At 31.3% G+C, this 20,265-nt stretch carries 19 protein-coding genes, 1 tRNA gene, 1 pseudogene and 1 riboswitch; of the genes and pseudogenes, 14 read left to right on the plus strand and 7 right to left on the minus strand.

What is annotated here, in order from left to right; translation table 11 throughout:
• The first annotated feature begins 2 nt into the window (after window positions 1–2).
• The 5 genes from C4R78_RS00590 to prfB all read left to right on the plus strand — a co-directional run bounded on the left by C4R78_RS00590 (window position 3) and on the right by prfB (window position 6,904).
• Window positions 3–1,577, plus strand: a complete 1,575-nt coding sequence (locus C4R78_RS00590; protein ID WP_103895149.1) for a hypothetical protein — start codon at window positions 3–5, stop codon at window positions 1,575–1,577.
• Entirely contained in the window at window positions 1,550–2,215 is a 666-nt protein-coding gene (locus tag C4R78_RS00595) for a ComF family protein (protein WP_103895150.1), read from the plus strand. Before C4R78_RS00590 ends, C4R78_RS00595 begins: the two co-directional genes overlap by 28 nt.
• A 450-nt stretch (window positions 2,216–2,665) precedes the next feature.
• A complete protein-coding gene (hpf, locus tag C4R78_RS00600) occupies window positions 2,666–3,193 on the plus strand; it encodes a ribosome hibernation-promoting factor, HPF/YfiA family (protein WP_103895151.1) in 528 nt (175 codons plus the stop codon).
• A gap of 89 nt (window positions 3,194–3,282) precedes the next feature.
• On the plus strand, window positions 3,283–5,781 hold the full coding sequence (gene secA, locus C4R78_RS00605; RefSeq protein WP_103895152.1) for a preprotein translocase subunit SecA: 2,499 nt from the start codon (window positions 3,283–3,285) through the stop codon (window positions 5,779–5,781).
• 12 nt (window positions 5,782–5,793) lie between these two features.
• Window positions 5,794–6,904, plus strand: a protein-coding gene (gene prfB / locus C4R78_RS00610) for a peptide chain release factor 2 (RefSeq protein WP_341456797.1) whose coding sequence is annotated in 2 segments (ribosomal slippage) — window positions 5,794–5,859 and window positions 5,861–6,904 — 1,110 coding nt in all. Because the reading frame shifts where the segments join, the coding sequence is not laid out codon by codon here.
• Window positions 6,905–6,918: 14 nt separating this feature from the next.
• On the opposite strand, the gene C4R78_RS00615 is transcribed toward prfB, so the two are convergent.
• The 3 genes and pseudogenes from C4R78_RS00615 to C4R78_RS09700 form a co-directional block, all read right to left on the minus strand.
• Entirely contained in the window at window positions 6,919–8,262 is a 1,344-nt protein-coding gene (locus C4R78_RS00615; protein WP_103895154.1) for a M28 family metallopeptidase, read from the minus strand.
• A 122-nt stretch (window positions 8,263–8,384) separates the two neighbouring features.
• Window positions 8,385–8,711, minus strand: a complete 327-nt coding sequence (locus C4R78_RS00620) for a TIGR00366 family protein (RefSeq protein WP_103895155.1) — start codon at window positions 8,709–8,711, stop codon at window positions 8,385–8,387.
• 62 nt (window positions 8,712–8,773) lie between these two features.
• Window positions 8,774–8,911, minus strand: a pseudogene (locus C4R78_RS09700) (TIGR00366 family protein); the annotation flags it as partial.
• Between the two features lie 136 nt (window positions 8,912–9,047).
• Here C4R78_RS09700 and C4R78_RS00630 point away from each other — a divergent pair.
• From C4R78_RS00630 to C4R78_RS00660, 7 genes are all read left to right on the plus strand, one after another.
• A complete protein-coding gene (locus C4R78_RS00630; protein ID WP_103895156.1) occupies window positions 9,048–11,204 on the plus strand; it encodes a Tex family protein in 2,157 nt (718 codons plus the stop codon).
• 38 nt (window positions 11,205–11,242) lie between these two features.
• A riboswitch (FMN riboswitch) is annotated at window positions 11,243–11,357 on the plus strand.
• Window positions 11,358–11,411: 54 nt separating this feature from the next.
• Entirely contained in the window at window positions 11,412–12,002 is a 591-nt protein-coding gene (locus tag C4R78_RS00635) for an ECF transporter S component (protein WP_103895157.1), read from the plus strand.
• Window positions 12,003–12,142: 140 nt separating this feature from the next.
• Complete coding sequence (gene tsaE / locus C4R78_RS00640) at window positions 12,143–12,574, plus strand: tRNA (adenosine(37)-N6)-threonylcarbamoyltransferase complex ATPase subunit type 1 TsaE (protein WP_103895158.1); 432 nt, start codon at window positions 12,143–12,145, stop codon at window positions 12,572–12,574.
• Window positions 12,571–13,272 (plus strand): tRNA (adenosine(37)-N6)-threonylcarbamoyltransferase complex dimerization subunit type 1 TsaB, encoded by a 702-nt coding sequence (tsaB, locus tag C4R78_RS00645; RefSeq protein ID WP_103895159.1) that lies wholly within the window; start codon window positions 12,571–12,573, stop codon window positions 13,270–13,272. The genes tsaE and tsaB overlap by 4 nt, the downstream gene beginning before the upstream one ends.
• A complete protein-coding gene (gene rimI, locus C4R78_RS00650; RefSeq protein ID WP_278308545.1) occupies window positions 13,265–13,714 on the plus strand; it encodes a ribosomal protein S18-alanine N-acetyltransferase in 450 nt (149 codons plus the stop codon). Before tsaB ends, rimI begins: the two co-directional genes overlap by 8 nt.
• Window positions 13,715–13,805: 91 nt before the next feature.
• Complete coding sequence (locus C4R78_RS00655) at window positions 13,806–14,165, plus strand: ArsR/SmtB family transcription factor (RefSeq protein WP_103895161.1); 360 nt, start codon at window positions 13,806–13,808, stop codon at window positions 14,163–14,165.
• A 1-nt stretch (window position 14,166) separates the two neighbouring features.
• Window positions 14,167–16,188 (plus strand): heavy metal translocating P-type ATPase, encoded by a 2,022-nt coding sequence (locus C4R78_RS00660; RefSeq protein ID WP_242971167.1) that lies wholly within the window; start codon window positions 14,167–14,169, stop codon window positions 16,186–16,188.
• A gap of 37 nt (window positions 16,189–16,225) precedes the next feature.
• Here C4R78_RS00660 and C4R78_RS00665 read toward each other — a convergent pair whose 3' ends face one another.
• From C4R78_RS00665 to C4R78_RS00675, 3 genes are all read right to left on the minus strand, one after another.
• Window positions 16,226–16,516, minus strand: a complete 291-nt coding sequence (locus C4R78_RS00665; protein ID WP_242971176.1) for an alpha-helical endospore appendage domain-containing protein — start codon at window positions 16,514–16,516, stop codon at window positions 16,226–16,228.
• 99 nt (window positions 16,517–16,615) lie between these two features.
• Window positions 16,616–16,691, minus strand: a tRNA-Trp gene (locus C4R78_RS00670).
• 45 nt (window positions 16,692–16,736) lie between these two features.
• A complete protein-coding gene (locus C4R78_RS00675; RefSeq protein ID WP_103895164.1) occupies window positions 16,737–17,111 on the minus strand; it encodes a zinc ribbon domain-containing protein in 375 nt (124 codons plus the stop codon).
• Between the two features lie 107 nt (window positions 17,112–17,218).
• Here C4R78_RS00675 and C4R78_RS00680 point away from each other — a divergent pair, with 107 nt between their 5' ends.
• On the plus strand, window positions 17,219–17,410 hold the full coding sequence (locus C4R78_RS00680) for a DUF6485 family protein (protein ID WP_103895165.1): 192 nt from the start codon (window positions 17,219–17,221) through the stop codon (window positions 17,408–17,410).
• Between the two features lie 18 nt (window positions 17,411–17,428).
• Here C4R78_RS00680 and C4R78_RS00685 read toward each other — a convergent pair whose 3' ends face one another.
• Window positions 17,429–18,883 carry an aminoacyl-histidine dipeptidase gene (locus tag C4R78_RS00685; RefSeq protein ID WP_103895166.1) on the minus strand — a complete coding sequence of 485 codons (1,455 nt, stop codon included), beginning with the start codon at window positions 18,881–18,883 and terminating at the stop codon, window positions 17,429–17,431.
• Window positions 18,884–18,983: 100 nt separating this feature from the next.
• On the opposite strand from C4R78_RS00685, the gene C4R78_RS00690 reads away from it, so the two are divergent.
• Window positions 18,984–20,222, plus strand: coding sequence for a DUF1576 domain-containing protein (locus C4R78_RS00690; RefSeq protein ID WP_103895167.1), 1,239 nt, complete (start codon window positions 18,984–18,986; stop codon window positions 20,220–20,222).
• Window positions 20,223–20,265: the final 43 nt, after the last annotated feature.

A 20,265-nucleotide genomic window follows, 5' to 3' on the forward strand; every position in this document is an offset into this window, starting at 1 on the left:
TAATGGAGGTTTATATATATAAAGCAAAGGGGAAGGGCGGGGTTATATATGATTTTTCTTTTAACCCTTATGTAGATTATGAAATACTTAAAAGGACAAGGAATATAGAAAATTTTACTATATTAGGAAAAACAGATATAAAAAAAGCAAAATCAATAGTTCAGTCTGTAAATTCTAATGTATTTATAAAAAGGCTTATAAAAAATGATGATTCTATAATAAATAGGGTATTTAAAAAACACGGCATAAAAATGAAGTTAAAAAGAGTTTTTGAGGATTATGTTTTACCTTTAAAAAACGATATTGAACTTGTAGAGGGAAAGATCATAGGAAAAGTTTTTACCTTATCTGAGATATTTGATTTTTTTAAGGATATGGATTTTAGTTATCTTTTAGACATACTTCAGCTTTTATACTGTGAAAGAAGAATTCAGATTACTCCTGTGTTTGATGATAAAAATTACTGCTATTTTTGTAAAAAATACTCTTGTAAAGAATGTCAGTTTGATTTTAATCAAGATGATTTGCTAATTTATGCTGCAGATAATTATAATTTTTCTTTTAAGAGAGGATATAATTATAAAAAGATTAAACTTGATAAGATTAAAGAGGATGTAGCAAGGGATATATTTAACTTTATAAAATCTAAAAAAAACAATGCAATATTATTTTGTGCACCGCATTCTTTTAGTATAGATATTCTTTATTCTTCTATGATGGAGATTTTAAAAAATGGGGGAAAAATATTATATATAACTAGTTTTCATGATGTTTATAAATCTTTAGAGGTTTTAAAGGATTTATTTCCAGAAAACAAAATATGTGTAATTAACGATAAATTTGAGGATTTTAGAGATTATGATATTGTTATTTCTTATAAATCTAGGTTTATAAGGTTTTATAAATCTTTTGATTTTGTAATATTAAATGATTTGTATAAAGTTTTTAACAAAGAAAAACCTATAAATATAGTAGCTAAAAAGGCTTGCAAAGATAAGGCAAAGTTTTTAATAGTAACAGTAAATCCGGAAGGATATAAAGATTTAAATTGTGATTTAATGTATCTTCCCTACGTTTATGGAAGTTATTTAATTCCTGAACCAAGGGTTGAAGTAGAAAGAATAGTAGAGGAGCCTTTTTTAACTTCTCTTGCTCTTGATATGATAAGGTGGTCAATTCAAGATGGAGCCAAAACGGTGATTTTTGTTGATAAAGCTTATATTAGGAGTATTAAAAATCAAATTATAAAAAATGGTATTAAAAGAAATTATATTGAGGATAGTAGTGATTTTTTAACTTTTTTAAAAAGCGATAAAAGTATTTATATAACTGATAATTTTAAGATATCTCAAAACATATTTGAAAATATAAACGTTATAGTTTTAAATGCTAATAGCGATGTTTACAATGAAGAAGTTTTAATCTATATTTCAGCCTTTTCAGCTCTTCATAAGGATAAAAAATTAGGGGAGGTTTTATTTATTTCAAGTTATGAAACTGAAGGAATTTCTTTAGCAAGAAAACTTATAAGAAATTTAAACAAAGTGGCTTGGGAAAGAGGATATGTGAGGCTTTAAACTGCTTAATTGAAGTTTTATTTCCAGATAAAAAATTTTGCCTATATTGTGGAAAACTTGAAGAATATAGATTTGGGCTTTGTAATTTTTGTTATGCTGAAGTTTTAAAAAATAAGATGACTAACAAAATTTTAAGGCAGTATCCTTTAAAGGTTTCTTTTGATGAAGCTTATTCTGTGTTTAGATATGAAAAAATGGCAAGGGATATTATAATAAAACTTAAATATAAAGAAAAAATTGAACTTTCTTTAGTTATTGCATATTTTATGAAGGAGCTTTTAGATGAGTTAAATTTAAAATTTGACTGTATAGTTCCCGTTCCTATTTTTAAAAGTAAAAAAAGCAAAAGGGGATTTAATCAAGCCTTAGCTATAGCTGATAATTTATCAAGATTAACTTTTGTTCCTGTTTTAGATTGTGTAGAAAAAATAAAAAATACAAAGTCTCAGACCCTATTCAATGACTTTGATAGATGGTATAATGTAAAGGAAGTTTTTAAATGTAAAAAGGATTTGACAGGTAAAACAGTTTTACTTGTTGATGATGTATTTACAACAGGGGCAACAGCCCATTATGTTTCCTGTGCATTAAAGGAGTGTAATGCAAAAAAGGTAATAGTTTTAACTTTTGCATCATAAGGATATGGCATGGTTAGGTCTGTGGTTGAAAGTCGATGCTAGCCGCAGGCGAAACGACCCACGTAAGTCAGACAAAAGTCTGATGAGCATGGTGCGGCTTAGAAGTAAGTCCTGCCGGTAAAACCGAGAGGAGGATTAGTGAGAGGTATACACCTTAAGCAAAACTCCCAGCAGGCGAGTGTGGGGGCAAAGACCAGGTCAGCTAACCTGCTATATCCTTTTGTATTTTTTTTGTGTTTTTGCATAAACTAAATAAAGATATTAACACCATATGTTGATTTAAAAACCTTGAATTTCAATTTATGCACAAATTTATCCACATTATCCACAACTAGATATTAACATATTAACATTTTCACATTTTGACAAAAAATACTTGATTAAATTTTCAGAAAATATTAAAATTAATATAAGAATTTCCCTTAGCTTACTTGAAAGGGGTAGGTTTATATGAAGTACATGATTACAGGAAAAAACATTGTTTTAACTGATGCCTTAAAGGATATAGTTGAAAAAAAGTTAAGCAAACTTGAAAAGTATTTTAACAAAGAACAAGAAGCCCACGTAACTTTATCGGTTCAAAAAAATAGGCATATAATTGAAGTTACCATTCCTTTTAATGGAATGATATTAAGAGGGGAAGAAGCAACGGATGATATGTATTCAGCTATAGATAATGTTGTTGAAAAGATAGAAAAGCAAATAATTAAACATAAAACAAAACTTCAAAAGAGAATTCATAACGGAGAGACCTTAAGGCTTTTAGATATTCCAGAATATAACGAAGAGGAAGAAGAAGGAAAGATAGTAAAAAGAAAAAGATTTTCGATAAAGCCTATGGATGTTGAAGAAGCTATACTTGAGATGGAACTTTTAGGACATAACTTCTTTGTATTTAGAAACTCAGAAACCGAGGAGGTTAACGTAGTTTATAAAAGAAAAGATGGAAATTATGGTATAATAGAACCTGAATTTTAAGGCACGTTTTAACGTGCCTTATTGTTTTGTTGTTAAATAAATTAAAATATGTTAAAATATATTAGTATTGCTTAAGGGAAGGTGGTAGCATGAAACTTTTAGAAAAAATATTTGGGACTCATAGCGAAAGAGAAATAAAAAAGCTTATGCCTATAGTAGATAAAATAGAAAGCTTAGATAAAGTTATGCAAAGTCTTTCCGATGAGGAATTGAGAAATAAGACCTTTGAATTTAAAGAAAGATTAAAAAAAGGTGAAACCCTTGATGATATTTTGCCAGAGGCTTTTGCGGTTGTAAGGGAAGCCGCCTATAGAACTCTTGGTATGAAACATTTTAGAGTTCAGCTTCTTGGTGGAATTGTTCTTCATCAGGGAAGAATTGCTGAAATGAAAACGGGGGAAGGAAAAACCCTTGTTGCAACTTTGCCTGCTTATTTAAACGCCTTAACAGGAAAAGGCGTTCATGTTGTTACGGTTAATGACTATCTTGCAAAGCGTGATAGGGAGTGGATGGGAAAGATTTATGAATTTTTAGGCCTTACTGTAGGAGTTATTACCCATGATTTAGATGCTGAAGAAAGAAGAAAGGCGTATAATTGCGACATAACCTACGGAACTAATAACGAGTTTGGTTTTGATTATCTAAGGGATAATATGGTTATATACAAAGAGGAGATGGTTCAAAGAGGTCTCCATTATGCAATAATCGATGAGGTGGATTCAATCCTTATAGATGAAGCAAGAACACCTCTTATAATTTCAGGAGTTGGAGAAAAATCAACAAAGCTTTATGAAATTGCAGATAAGTTTGTAAGAACTTTAAAAAAGGGAGAAGACTACGAAGTTGATGAAAAACAACATGCTGTAACTTTAACCCAAAGCGGTATAGACAAAGCTGAAAAGTTTTTTAACCTTGAAAATTATGCTGATCCTGAAAATATAGAAATACAACACCACGTAATACAGGCTTTAAAGGCCCATGCCTTGATGAGAAGGGATATAGATTATGTTGTTAAAGATGGAGAGGTTATAATAGTTGATGAATTTACAGGAAGGTTGATGTATGGAAGAAGATATTCAGATGGATTGCATCAAGCTATAGAAGCTAAAGAAGGAGTAAAGATTGAAAGGGAATCTAAAACATTAGCTACAATAACTTTCCAAAATTATTTTAGGCTTTATGAAAAAATTGCCGGAATGACAGGAACAGCCCAAACAGAAGAGGAAGAGTTTAGAGAGATATATGGCCTTGATGTTATAGTTATTCCTACAAATAAGCCAGTAAGAAGAATAGATTACCCAGATGTTGTATATAAAACTGAAAAGGCAAAATTTAATGCAATAGTTGAGGAAATAGTTGAAACTTATAAAACAGGGCAGCCTGTCCTTGTTGGAACCATAAGTATTGAAAAATCAGAGATGCTTTCAGATATGCTAAAAAAGAGAGGAATTCCTCATCAGGTGTTAAATGCAAAGTACCACGAAAAGGAAGCAGAAATAGTTGCTCATGCTGGTGAAAAGGGAATGGTAACCATAGCGACAAACATGGCAGGCCGTGGTACAGATATAAAGCTTGGCGAGGGTGTTGCAGAGCTTGGGGGACTTAAGATAATAGGAACTGAAAGGCATGAGTCAAGAAGAATAGATAACCAGTTAAGAGGTCGTGCAGGACGTCAAGGGGATCCTGGATGTTCAAGATTTTATGTATCCCTTGAGGATGATTTAATGAGGCTTTTTGGCTCGGATAGGATAAAGGAAATAGTAACAAGGCTTGGACTTCCAGATGATGAGCCAATTGAAAGCAAGATGGTTACAAATGCTATAGAGCAGGCCCAAAAGAGGGTTGAAGCCCACAATTTTGAAATAAGAAAAATGTTACTTCAATTTGATGATGTTTTAAACAGGCAAAGAGAAATAATATATAGCCAAAGAAGAAAGGTACTAGAAGGTGAAAACTTAAAGGAAAATATAAAGGCGATGATAAAGGATGTTGTAACATCTATAGTTAATGCCCACATAAGCGATGACAGACATAGAGAAGAGTGGGACTTAAAAGGACTTGTAAGATATATAGAAGATGTATTTATGTATAAAGCTGATGAAAATAAATTAGAATCTTTATCAAGGGATGAAATATTAGAAACCTTAATAAATGAAATAGATAGGATATATGAAGATAAAGAAAAAGAATTTGAGGAAGGAACTTTAAGAGAAATAGAAAGAGTAGTTCTTTTAAGAACTGTTGATACTAAGTGGATAGACCATATAGATGCAATGGAACATCTAAAGCAGGGTATAGGTCTTAGAGCTTATAGGCATAGAGATCCTGTTCAAGAATATCAAATTGAAGGAATGAATATGTTTGATGAGATGATTTATAGTATAAAAGAAGATACTTTAAGGCTTTTATTTAGAGTAAAACCAGAAAACAAGGTTGAAAGGGAAAGGGTTGCAGAACCTGTATCTACAAATTATGATGAGTCTTCTAAAAAGCAGCCTATAAAAAAAGGAGAAAAAATAGGAAGAAATGAGCCTTGTCCTTGTGGAAGTGGCAAAAAGTATAAAAATTGTTGTGGAAAAAATGCATAAGGAGGGGATAATATGCATCTTCAATTTGAAGAGCATTACTCAGCCATTGAACCTATGAAGAAAATATTAAGTGAAGTGGGGGCTTCTCTTTGACATCCCTAAGCTTAAAAAGGAAGTAGAAGATTTAGAAAATAAAATGCAGGAACCTGACTTTTGGAATGATATTGAAAAGGCTCAAAAAATAGTTCAAAGGGCAAAGGCCTTAAAGGATAAGATTGAAAAGTATGAGAATCTTTTAAAGAGATTGGATGACCTTCAGGTTCTAATTGAGCTTTGTGATGAAGAAGAAGATTATTCTCATCTTGATGAAATAGCAAATGAAAGGTATGACCTTGAAAAGAAAATAGAAGCCTTTAGAATTGAGACTATGCTTTCTGGAGAGTATGATAAAAATAACGCTATTTTAAGCATACACGCAGGAGCAGGTGGAACAGAGGCTTGTGATTGGGCATCTATGCTTCTTAGAATGTATACAAGATGGGCAGAATCAAAGGGGTATAAGGTTGAAACTGTTGACTTTTTACCCGGAGATGAAGCAGGTGTAAAAAGCGTAACTTTAGAAATTAAAGGAGAGTATGCCTACGGATATTTAAAAGCAGAAAAGGGAGTTCACAGGTTAATTAGAATTTCACCCTTTGATGCTGCAGGAAAAAGGCATACATCCTTTGCTTCTGTGGAAGTTTTACCAGAACTTGAGGATAATCAAGACATAGAGATAAGGGATGAGGATTTAAAAATAGATACCTTCCGTTCAGGTGGTGCAGGAGGACAGTATGTAAATAAAACAGAATCAGCTGTTAGAATTACCCATATTCCAACAGGAATTGTTGTATCCTGCCAAAGTGAAAGAAGCCAGCATGCCAACAGGGAAATGGCAATGAAAATGCTTAAAGCAAAACTCATAGAACTTAAGGAAAGAGAAAGAAAGGAAAAAATAGAGGACTTGACAGGGGAACAAAAGGAAATAGGCTGGGGAAACCAAATAAGAACGTATGTATTCCAGCCATATACCCTTGTTAAGGATCACAGAACTGGGGTTGAAATTGGAAACATTCAAGCGGTTATGGATGGAGAAATAGATGAGTTTATAAATGCATATCTAAAGATGGAAAACAAAAAGTAGATCCATAAGCGGATCTACTTTTTGTTATAAATTGTAAAAATTATTATTAATATAAAAGTTGAAGATATAACATAGTAAAGTATAGGGGCATTATCTTCTATAAAAACATTTTTTTTGCTTAAATAGTCTTCAACTATTTTATAAACTTTTATAATGTTTTTAATATCTATGTTTTCTATTGTATCATAAGGGGTGTGGATTTTATCTAGGTCATCGTGAATTAAGGTTACAGAACTTATCCCTTTTAAAGTAAAGGGAACGTGGTCGCTGTTATCTTCATAGCTTCTTTTAAGGTTATGGGAATTTAAAAAGGCATCTATCGAATCTTGCCTATTTAAAGACAAGCTGGATTTTAGAGCAGTTAAAGGTATTTCTTTTTTTGAACCTATCATATCAAAGTTTATACATTCAGCACCCTCTAATGAAATCGGAGGGTTGTTTACAAAATAATAGGATCCTAAAAGTCCTTCTTCTTCAGCATTAAAGGCTATGAATATAATATTCCTATTAGTTTGTTTATTTTTAAGATGATTTGCAAGTTCAATTAAAAAAGATACGCCAGAAGCATTATCTAAAGCACCGGGGTAAATTTTATTAGCATCATATCCTACGTGGTCTATATGGGCTGAAAATATTATTGGTGGATATTTTTTTTCTTTAGCTTTTTTATAGGCTATAACGTTTTTAGTTTTAACTTTTTTAAATTCCATAGAACTTTTTATTTCAAATGTATAGCCTTTTTTTTGAAAGTTAATTATTTCGTCTAAGTATTTGCTGTTTAGGGCTATTTTAATTAAACCTTTTTTATATTCATTTTGTAATTTATATGTGCTTTTAAAGTTAGGATTTAAATTATACATATATATTACTGCTTTGATGCCTTTAGATAAAAGATTTTTATCAAAATTATATTCAGAGATTGTTTCAGAGGGATAATTTATTGATATAAAAATATCTCCCTTTTTTTCATCAGAGTAAATTTTACCCTTTATATATCCTCCTTTTGAAAGTCCAAAGGGGACTTCTTTAAAATCAATTCCGTATTTGTATTCTTTTATTAGTTTATTGTTATCGTATACCCTAAAATAAGTTTCTCCCTCTATATATGGAACATAAGCATAAAAGTGTTGAAAAAAGGTGTTATTATCTCCTAAAGGATTTAATTTTGCATCTTTAAATTTCTTTGCAACAAAATCGCAGGCAAGTTCGTTTCCAACATCTCCACAAAGTCTTCCTCTATATTTTTCACTGGAAAGTTCTTTTATGAAGTTATACACATTTTGTGGATTAAAATAAGCTAAAGCAATGTTTTGTAAAAACATTAAAATAACAACGATGAATCCTACTATTTTTTTCAAAAATACCACTCCAAAATTTAAAATATATTACCATTATATTCCATTATCCACAATATTATCAACAGATTGTGAATAACTCTGTTGATAATATTGTGGGTTTTATGTGAATTCATGTAGATATTTTATAATATAAGGAAAACTAGAGCTATTATTATTCCTGAATAAATTAGGTCAATCAAACAATAACCCATTATATCCTTTGCACTAAGTTTAGCAAGGCCTAATATAGGTAGTGCCCAAAAGGGTTGAATCATATTTGTCCAAGCATCTCCCCAAGCAAGAGCCATAACAGCTTTACCTAAAGGAATGTTTAGGGATTGAGCTGCTTTAACTACGATAGGACCTTGTGCTACCCATTGCCCACCACCTGATGGTATGAATAAATTAATTAATCCTGCACTTAAGAAAGTAAAAAGGGGAAAAGTTTTTACATTTAAGCCTGTAATCAAGTCCCTTTACTTTGCGAGCAAGTTCCTTAGCTAAAAGTCCGATAATAGCTAATGCTGGGGTTTTAGCTACAAAATCCTTTTCCCCAGCAGTTAATAAGTTCAATAGCAGTTTTATCTGTTTTAAAGATTGCTAAAATATAAACAATTATAGTTAGTAAAATAGCAAAAATAAATGCATCAGGTAAATATTCTTCAACTAGTTTAACACATGCATGGAAACATAAATTTCACCTCCTAGTTTGTATTTATTCATTTAGTTTGTTAATTAGAACAAAAGTTTAAGAGGGGATTGTTATAAAGCAATATTATAAATATAATTAAATCTGAGGTGATTGCATGGACATTGTTAAAATTTTATGTAATGAGCTAAACATAGGAGAGATTCAAGTAAAAAATACTATTAAACTTATTGATGATGGGAATACTATTCCCTTTATTGCAAGATATAGAAAGGAAGCAACTGGAGGCCTTGATGATGCAACTTTAAGAAAATTTTATGAAAGGCTAAGTTATTTAAGAAATCTTCAGGCTAAAAAAGAAGAAGTAAAAAGGCTTATATCAGAGCAGGGGAAATTAACTAAGGAAATTGAAGAAGCTATAGAAAAGGCTGAAACCATAACTGAAGTTGATGATATATACAGGCCTTTTAGACCAAAGAAAAGGACAAGGGCAACTATAGCAAAGGAAAAGGGATTAGAGCCTTTAGCTAATATAATATTAGGTCAAGAATACAAAGAAAATTTATTAGAAATAGCAAGGCAATATATTGACGAAGAAAAAGAAATTTTAAAAGAAGATGATGCTATATCGGGAGCTTTAGACATTATTGCCGAGGAAATATCGGATAATGCCGAATATAGAAAATTTATAAGGAATATAACCTTTAAAGAGGGAATAATAGTTACAAAAGCTATAAAACAAGAAACCTCCCCCTATGAAATGTATTATGACTATAAAGAAGCAGTAAGAACTATTCCTGCTCATAGAGTTTTAGCTATAAACAGGGGTGAGAGGGAAGAATTTTTATCTGTAAAAATTGAAGCTCCGGTTGAAAAGATAATTTCCTACCTTGAGGATAAAATTATAAAAAGAGAAAAGGATAAAGAATACCTTCAAAGGGCTATAAAGGATAGTTATCAAAGGCTTATTGCACCTTCTATTGAAAGGGAAATAAGAAATGAGCTTACAGAAAAAGCACAAGAACAAGCAATAAAGGTGTTTGCAGAAAATTTAAGAAATCTTCTTATGCAGCCACCTGTAAAGGGAAAAGTTGTTTTAGGCTTTGACCCAGGGTTTAGAACAGGATGTAAAGTTGCAGTTGTAGATGAGACTGGGAAACTCTTAGATACAGCTACAGTTTATTCAACAGCTCCTCAAAACGACATTGAGGGTAGCAAAAAGATAATGAAGGAGTTAATTTATAAATACAATGTAGATATAATATCCCTTGGAAATGGAACTGCTTCAAGGGAATCAGAAATATTCATTTCAGATCTTATAAAGGAAATAGAAAAAGAATCTGGAAAAAAGATTTATTATGTTGTTGTTTCAGAAGCGGGGGCTTCTGTATATTCTGCTTCAGAAGTTGCAAGGGAAGAGTTCCCTAATATAAATGTTTCCTTAAGGGGAGCAATATCAATTGCAAGAAGGCTTCAGGATCCTTTAGCTGAACTTGTTAAAATAGATCCTAAATCCATAGGGGTTGGCCAGTATCAGCATGATGTTTCTCAAAAAAGGCTTGATGAAACGTTAAAGGGAGTAGTTGAAGATGTTGTAAATAGCGTTGGAGTTGATTTAAATACAGCTTCCGTTTCTCTTCTTTCCTATGTAGCTGGTATAAATTCTTCCATAGCTAAAAATATAGTAGAATATAGAGAAAGGAATGGCAAATTTAAAGATAGAAAAGAACTTTTAAAGGTTAAAAGGCTTGGAGAAAAAACCTTTGAGCAGTGTGCAGGATTTTTAAGAATTCCAGAAAGTGAAAATCCTTTAGATAATACTGGTGTTCATCCAGAGTCCTATGGTGTTTGCATAAAATTCCTTGAGGTTTTAGGTTTATCATTAGAAGATGTTAAAAATAGAAATCTTTCAAATTTAGATGAGCTTGTAGAGAAAAACGGTGGAGCTGAAGAAATTGCAAAAAGAATAAATTGTGGTCTTCCAACTTTACTAGATATTATAAAAGAGATTAAAAAACCAGGAAGGGATCCAAGGGAAGAACTTCCGCCACCTATTTTCATGTCTTCTGTTATGGAAATAGAACATTTAAAGCCCGGAATGATTTTAAAAGGAACCGTAAGGAATGTTACAGATTTTGGTGTTTTTGTAGATATTGGTGTTCATTATGATGGCCTTTTACATAAATCTCAAATATCAGATAAATTTATAAAACATCCTATGGAGGTTTTAAAGGTTGGAGATATAATAACTGTTAAAATTTTAGAGGTTGACCTTAGAAGAAAAAGAATAGCTCTTTCTATGAAGGATATTTAGATTGAATATTTGTAAATTTTATGGTAATATATAAACAAAAATATCTTCGGGGCAGGGTGGAATTCCCGACCGGCGGTAAAGCCCGCGAGCCGAAAGGCTGACCTGGTGAAATTCCAGGGCCGACAGTGAAAGTCTGGATGGGAGAAGATATTTTTGGATATTTTTATCCGTTTTCTCCCTTTGCCCCAATGAAAGGGAGGTTTTTTTATGGTAAAATCAAAAAAATTATCAAACATGATTAAAGTATCTATTCTTTCTGCAATTTCACTCATCCTTATGTTTTTTGAGTTTTCTCTTCCTATCTTCCCAGAGTTTTTAAAAATTGATTTGAGCGACATTCCTCCTCTTTTAGGTGCTTTTGCTTTAGGCCCCTTATATGGTGTTTTAGTTGAATTTATAAAAAACATTTTGCATTTTGTTTTAAAAGGTCAAACTGCAGGAATAGGAGAGATGGCAAACTTTTTGGTTGGAATTTCTTTAGTATATCCTGCTTCTTATATTTATTTTAAAAACAAAACAAAAAAGGGTGCATTTTTAGGCCTTTTTATAGGAGTTGTGGTTATGGTTATTTCTGCATCGCTTTTAAATTATTTTGTACTTCTACCTCTTTATGAAAAAGTACTTAATTTTCCTATAAGTGCAATTATAGAGTGGGCATCTAAGGTTAATAAAAACATAAAAGATATAAATTCCCTTATTGTATATAGCATAGCTCCTTTTAATCTCATTAAGGGAGTTATTGTATCCTTTTTAACTATACTAATATATAAAAGAGTATCTCCAATACTTCATAAGTAGGCACTTTGTGCCTATTTATTTTTTGTTTGATGAAAAAGCGTCCGCACACTTTTTAAACGCCTTTATTATAACAATATTTGTTGTAAAACCTTATAGGCTGGTATAAAATATAAATGAATTTAAATAAAGGGTGTGAAAATATGAAAGTTTTATCTTATTCAAAGGAGATGACTTTTGATATAGGAGTAAAGCTTGCAAAGATATTAAAAAAGGGAGATATAATAAGTTTAAATGGAGATTTAGGGGCAGGTAAAACCCATCTTGTAAAGGGAATAGCCAAGGGACTTGGAATCAATGAAGATATTACAAGCCCAACCTTTACGATTGTAAATGAATATTATGGAGAAATGCCTTTATATCATTTTGATGTTTATAGAATTTCAGATGTTTTAGAGCTTTATGAAATAGGTTTTGAAGAATACATATATGGAGATGGTATATCAGTAATTGAGTGGGGAGATTTGGTTGATGAGGTTCTTCCCAAGGATAAAATAAGGATATTTATAAAGGTAATAGATGAAAATACAAGGGAGATAGAATTTTTTAATCTAGATAAGGAGCTGATATTGTGAGGGTTTTAGCTATAGAAACGTCTACTTTAGTAGCTTCTGTTGCAGTTGTTACAGAAGAAAAGGTAGAGGGAGAGTTTTACATAAACAATAAGCTTCAGCACTCTGTTCTTCTTTTTCCTATGATAGAAAATTTGTTTAAAACTTTAGATATAGATTCTTCTTATATAGATGCAGTTGCAGTATCAAAGGGCCCCGGTTCCTTTACAGGCCTTAGAATAGGAGTTGCAGCAGCAAAGGGTTTTGCTCAAGGGAGAAACATTAAGTTTATCGGAATATCAAGCCTTGATGCTATGGCTTTTATGCAGGTGGGATTTGATGGAATCATAGTCCCTATTATGGATGCATTAAAGGGTAACGTATATACAAGCTCTTATAAGTTTAAAGATGGAAAACTAGAAAGAATAAGCGACTATGAAGCTATTTCTATAGAGGAAGTTATAGAAAGGTTTAAACATGAAAAGGTGATGTTTTGTGGAGATGCGGTTTATTTGCATTATGATAAGCTAAAGGTTTTTGATAATTTTTACTTTTCAACTAGGACTTCAAACTATCCTAGGGCTTCAGCTTTAGGAGAACTTGCTATTTTAAGTCTTCTTGAAGGCAAAGAAGATGATATATTTACTTTTAGTCCTTTATATATAAGAAAGTCCCAAGCCGAAAGAGAATATGAAAAAAAGGTGGGGAAAAAACTTGAATGATTTTTTGATAAGGGATATGACAGTGGATGATATAGATGAAGTTGTAAAAATAGAGCATTTAAGTTTTAAAACTCCATGGACTTATGAGGCATTTTTGTCTGAGCTTACTAAAAACAAAGTAGCAAGGTATAGAGTGATTGAAAAGGATAAGAAAATAGTTGGATATTACGGGATTTGGCTTTTATATGGAGAAGGCCATATAACAAATATTGCAGTTCATCCTGAATATAGGGGAATAGGACTTGGGAATATGCTTTTAAAGGATATTATTTCTCTTTCAAAGGAGAATGGAATTAGCGCTTTAACTTTAGAAGTTAGGGTGGGAAATAGTGTTGCTATAAATTTATATAAAAAATATGGATTTGTTGAAGTTGCAAAAAGAAAGGGATACTACTCTGATACTGGAGAAGATGCGATAATAATGTGGAAATATGATGTATAAAAAGCTGCCTTTTGGCAGCTTTTTTTATTGAAAAAATTTTTTAAAAGCGTTAAAATGAATATATGAACAAATATTCATATGAGGTGGTAATATGATAGAAAAGTGTTCCTGCACGGTTGTTCATGAGGATGTTGTAAACAAAGTAAAAGAACTTATGCCAAAGGAAGAAGTGTTGTATGACGTTGCAGAGCTTTTTAAAGTTTTAGGAGATACTACTAGGATAAAAATAATATGTGCTTTGTTTGAATCTGAGATGTGTGTGTGTGACCTTGCTGCGGTTTTATCTATGAGTCAGTCAGCTGTATCCCATCAGCTTAGAGTATTAAAGGCAGCGCGCCTTGTAAAGTATAGAAAGGAAGGAAAAGTAGTTTATTATTCTCTAGATGATGATCATGTGAAGATGATATTTGACTTGGGACTTTTGCATATTAATGAAAATAGGGGGGCTTAGTTTGAAAAAGGAATATATATTAAGTGGATTAAAATGTGCTAACTGTGCTTTAAAGATGGAAGAGGGAATAAAAAAATTAGATGGCATAAAGAATGTCCGTATAGATTTTGTTAATAAAACTTTAAAGATAGAAATTGATGATAAGGCTAATTTAGATGACATGTTGTCTAAAATTAAAAGTGTTATTGTTTCAATTGAAAAGGATGTAGTTATAAAAGAAAAATACGAAAAAGAAGAAAAAAAAGAAGGTTATAACATAGCTTTTGCTTTTTTTGTATATATTTTAGCCTTTATTTTAAGAAAAGATTTTGTTTTTCTGATATGCTATGTTTTAGCTGGATATGACATACTTTTAAAGGCCTTTAAAAACATAAAAAAAGGTCAAGTTTTTGATGAGAATTTTTTAATGTCCATAGCTACTTTAGGGGCTATAGCTATTGGAGAAATTTCAGAAGCTTGTTCGGTTATGCTTTTTTATAAAATAGGGGAGTTTTTACAGGATTTAGCTGTTGAAAAATCAAGAAGGTCTATAAAGTCCCTTTTAAGTATAAGACCTGACTATGCAAATTTAGCTATAGATGAAATTAAAAGGGTAGATCCCCATGATGTAAAAGTTGGAGATTTAATAGTAGTAAAGCCGGGGGAAAAAGTTCCTTTAGATGGAGTTGTAGTTGAAGGAAAAGCTTTAGTAGATACTTCTTCTTTAACTGGGGAATCTATCCCAAGGGAAGTTCAAGAAGGATGCGAAGTTTTAAGCGGTTTTATAAATTTAAATGGTTTTTTAAAGATTAGGGTTACTAAAAGCTTCGAAAATTCAATGGTAAATAAAATATTAAGTTTAGTGGAAGGATTAGATAAAAAGACAAATACAGAAAGGTTTATTACAAAGTTTTCAAGGTTTTACACACCCTTAGTTGTTCTTTTAGCATTTTTAATAGCCTTTATTATACCTATTTTTTTAAAAGAAAGTTTTTTAAAATGGATATATAGAGCTTTAATATTTCTTGTTGTATCTTGTCCTTGTGCTCTTGTTATATCAATTCCTCTTGGTTTTTTTGCAGGTATTGGTAGGGCTTCAAGAAATGGGATATTAGTAAAGGGAAGTAATTTTTTAGAAGCTTTAAATTATGTTGAAGTTGTTGTGTTTGATAAAACAGGAACTTTAACTAAAGGAAAGCTAAAAGTAAAAGATGTTAAAGCTAAAAATCAAGATAAAGATAAAGTTTTAGAATATGCCGCTTATGCAGAGGCTTATTCTAATCACCCAGTGGCTCTTTGCATATTGGAAAATTTTAAAATAAACAGAGAAAGGATTAAGGATTACAAAGAATTTGCAGGTTTTGGAGTAAAAGCCAAAGTTGATGATAGCCAGATAATAGTTGGAAACGAAAGGTTTATGGAAGATAATAAAGTAAAAGTAGAAAATTTTAATGAAGTTGGAACAAAGGTATATGTTGCAAAGGATGGAGAGTATATAGGATGTATAATAATAGCAGATGAAATAAAGGAAGATGCTAAATATACTATAGATTATTTAAAAAAGCTAGGTAAGAAAGTTTTTATGTTTACAGGGGATTATAAAGAGGTTGCCGAGGATGTGGCTTTAAAGCTTGGAATAGATGAATATTATTATGAACTTCTTCCTGAAGATAAGGTTGAAAAACTTAAACTTTTAAAGCAAAAAGGGAATAAAGTAATGTTTATTGGCGATGGCATAAACGATGCTTTGGCTATTTTAACGGCAGATGTTGGAGTTTCTATGGGAGCTTTAGGACAAGATGCAGCTATAGAAGCTTCTGATGTAGTTCTTATGAAGGATGATTTAAAAGATATTTTAAAAGCCTTTGAAATAGCTAAAAAAACAAAAAACATTATATGGCAGAATATAATACTTGCTTTAACTGTTAAAGTATTGATTATGGTTTTAGCATTTTTAGGATTTTCTAATATGTGGTCGGCAGTATTTGCTGATGTTGGTGTTACAATTATTGCTGTTATAAATTCTTTAAGGATATTAAAATAGTTTAAATGTAAAAAATAAGGCTCAGTCTGAGCCTTATTTAATCGTTTTGAAGTTCTATAAGGTCTAATATGTTTTCAAACTTAAACTCTAGTAGTATTTCTTTTTTTATTATATCTTTTAGCATTTTGTTGACGGATTTATTTAAAGCTATCATATCTTGAAGATTTGCTTGACATCTTCCTTCTAAAAGTTGTTGAATTTTTTCAGCTTCAGAATTTAGTATTGCAGCAAGGCTAAACTCTTCAAGAGCTATAGAAGCTAAAAGTAAATTAACTATATCCTCATTCTTTAAGTTTATAGTTGGATTGATATTTGGTATATTAGGCATTCCCACAGCTATCCCCCCTTAGTTTTATAATATGATTTTTTAAAAGATTTGACACGGGGATAGCAAAAAAATAAAAAAAGCAAGCCCAATGGCTTGCTTTGGCAGGGGCAGAGGGACTCGAACCCCCAACCAACGGTTTTGGAGACCGCTACTCTACCAATTGAGCTATGCCCCTAAGACAAAATATATTATACAATATCTTTTTATAAAAATCAATAGATTAATTTATTTTTTCTCCACAATAGGGGCAATAATTATAGCTTACATCAACTTCTCTTAAACAGTTTGGGCATTTTTTATACCAATAATTGAAGGTAATTTCATGTAATTCATAATCGTTTATCACTATATCGTCTTCTTTTTCAAGCCTTTGCCCATATTCAGTTGAAATTTCAAATATAGTTTCACAGCATCTTGATATCAAATAATATTTTTTATTCCATTTATATATTGGGATAAAGAAAAAATGAAATACGTTGTATTGTTTTATTAACTTATAAGAGGATATTCTTCCACATTTTTTACATATTATGTTGTTTATATCTTTAACTTCTTCCTCCTTTGGTTCTATTCCAAAAATTCCTATAAAAAACATATCAAATCCTCCTTTAGAGGTTTTCAAAAATATTATAGCACATTTGTTGAAGGAAAGTAATACACCTGTTATACTTAAACTTGAAGTTAAAGGAAAGGGGGATTTTTATGGACTGCATATCTAAAAATTTAAAGGGATGTACTTGTACTTATACATCATGTTCAAAAAGAGGAAAATGCTGTGAATGTGTTGCATACCACAGAAGCAGGGGAGAAATTCCAGGATGCTTTTTTACAAAGGAAGGAGAAGCTACTTGGGATAGATCAATTGAAAACTTTATAAGGGATAGAAAAAAATAACCCCTCAAACTGGAGGGGTTATTTTATTGCTTCAAGAACTTTAAGTAGATACTTCCACATTCTTTGAACAGAGGATATGCTCATGTGTTCATTTGGAGTATGAACATCATAAAGATTTGGACCAAAGGATATCATGTCAGCTCCACCTAGTTTTTCAGATAGAAGACCACATTCTACTCCAGCATGAATTGCATATATTTCAGGTTCTTTACCAAACATCTCTTTATAAACTTTTATCATTATTTCTCTCAATTTACTATCTGGGTTATATTGCCATTCTGGATAATCAGAGTCTGCAACAAGTTCCATTCCAATAACCTTTGCAACAGTTTTAGCTTCTTCTAGTATTGCATATTTTAGTGTTTTTACAGAGCTTCTAATAGCGCTTTCAAATTTTATGCTTTCATTTTCAGTTACAACAACTCCAAGGTTTGTAGAGCTTTCTACAAGACCATTTATATGCATTGACATTGTTTTTATTCCGTTTGGAATCAGCATAAGGGCTGCAATTGCCTTTTCTTTTGTTTCTTTTGAAAATACCTTTTCAATGTTTTTATCGCATTTGTTTAAAGTAACTGAAACTAAAGGATCTGATGCACTAAGTTCATTTTTTAATATAGAGTCCCACTCTTTAATTTTGTTTTCTAATTTTTCTTTATCGTTTTCGTTTATTAAAATAACAGCATCGCATTCCCTTGGAATAGCGTTCATCTTAGAACCGCCGTTTATTTCTGCAAGTTCAAACTCTAAGCTGTTTAAAAGGTCGTTTAATATTCTTCCCATTATTTTATTTGAATTTCCTCTTCCTTTATCTATATCCATTCCTGAATGACCGCCTTTTAATCCCCTTATGCTTATTGTGTAGGCGCATAATTCTTTTTTAACATCTGCCCAGTTAATTTTTAGTATATGTCTTGTTCTAACTCCACCTGCACAGCTTACAAGAAGTTTTCCTTCTTCTTCTGAATCCATGTTTATAAGAATCCTACCTTTTAAAAGGGAGCCGTCAAGTTTTTGAGCTCCTCCCATTCCTGTCTCTTCTTCAACTGTTAGTAAAACTTCAAGTGGAGGATGTGGTATGTCCTTTGATGCGAGTATCGCAAGAGCATATGCTATTGCAATGCCATTATCTGCGCCTAATGTTGTTCCTGTTGCATATATGTAGTCTCCCTCAACTCTAAGTTTTAATGGATCTTTTTCAAAGTCATGTTCGGTGTCTTTGTTTTTTTCACAAACCATGTCCATGTGGCCTTGAAGTATAACAACAGGAGCGTTTTCATATCCTTTTGTTCCAGGTTTTTTTATTATTATGTTATAAGCTTCATCTTGAATAACTTCTAAGTTATGTTCTTTTGCAAATTTAACAAGCCAATCGCTTAATGCTTTTTCATTTCCGGAGCCATGGGGAATTTTTGATATTTCTTCAAAGTAGTAAAATACATCCTTTGGTTCTAAGTGTGATAAAACTCCCATAATTTCACCTCTCTTTAATAATAATTCTAAATACGGTATAATTATAATATATATTTCAAGAAAAGTTAATATATTTGAAAAATTTAAAGGGGGATGGAACTTGAAAAGCACATGTTTTTTTATTCTTGCAATTGTTGATTTGATTTTTATATTAATTTCTGTAATCTTTGGGGATCCTGACAAAATATTTTTGGGGTTAGCAAGTATAATAAAGGAATCTGATATTTTAATTACAGATTATATAGCTATTGGAGGAATTGAAGGAGCATTTTTTAACGCAGGACTTGTTGGACTTTTTGTTTTAGCTTTATATAGGATAAATAAGCTTGAAATAAACGGGAGTTTGATTGCAGCTCATTTTACAACTTTAGGTTTTGCGCTTTTTGGTAAAAATGTAGTTAATATATGGCCTATGATAATAGGAGTTTATTTATATTCATTATATCAAAGAGAACCTTTTAAAAATTATATATTGATTGCTGTATTTGGAACTACATTATCTCCAGCAGTGGTTCAATTTGCTTTCTTAAACTTATTTGGAAGGTTTAGTATAGTTTTAGGAATTTTAATTGCTGTGTTTTTAGGATTTTTATTTCCACCTCTTGCAAAGTTTTGTTTAAAGCTTCACCAAGGGTACTGCCTTTATAATACTGGTCTTGCAGGAGGCCTTATGGCTACAATTATGATGTCTAAATTTAGAGCTTTTGGAATAGACTTTGAAAGGAGACTAGTTCTTTCAGTAGGAAATAATTTATTATTTACTGTTATATTTAGTATAATATTTATTTGCTTTATAGCTTATGGTTTAAGGGAGAGGAATCTTTTGAAAAAATACAAAGAGCTTTGTAAAACAACAGGAAGGCTTTATAGCGACTATCACAATGAATTTGGATGTAGGGTAACCTTTTTTAATATGGGATTGTTAGGACTTATATTTATTTATTATGTCATTTTGATTAAGGGAGAACTTACAGGTCCTATTATCGGGGCTATATTAACCATTGTAGGATTTGGAGCTTTAGGAAAACATGTTTTAAATACAATTCCAGTTCTTTTAGGAACGATTATATCTTCAATTCTTAATATCTGGGATGTAAATTCTCAATCTATAATACTTGCCTCTTTATTTGGCACAAATCTTGCGCCTATATCTGGAGAGTTTGGGTGGATTTTTGGAATTATAGCAGGTTTTTTACATGTTTCTGTTGTTATGAATATGAGCTATCTTCATGGAGGGTTGAATTTATACAACAATGGCTTTGCGGGGGGAGTTGTGGCAACTGTTTTAGTTCCTATAATTTCTTCTATTTTTAGAAAAAAGGTTGAATATAAGTATTAGTTAGTTATAATAAGTTTATAGAAAAATTTTAAGGGGGAATACT

This window comes from Caloramator fervidus, from assembly GCF_900108045.1.
GTDB classification, from domain to species: Bacteria; Bacillota; Clostridia; order Clostridiales; family Caloramatoraceae; genus Caloramator; species Caloramator fervidus.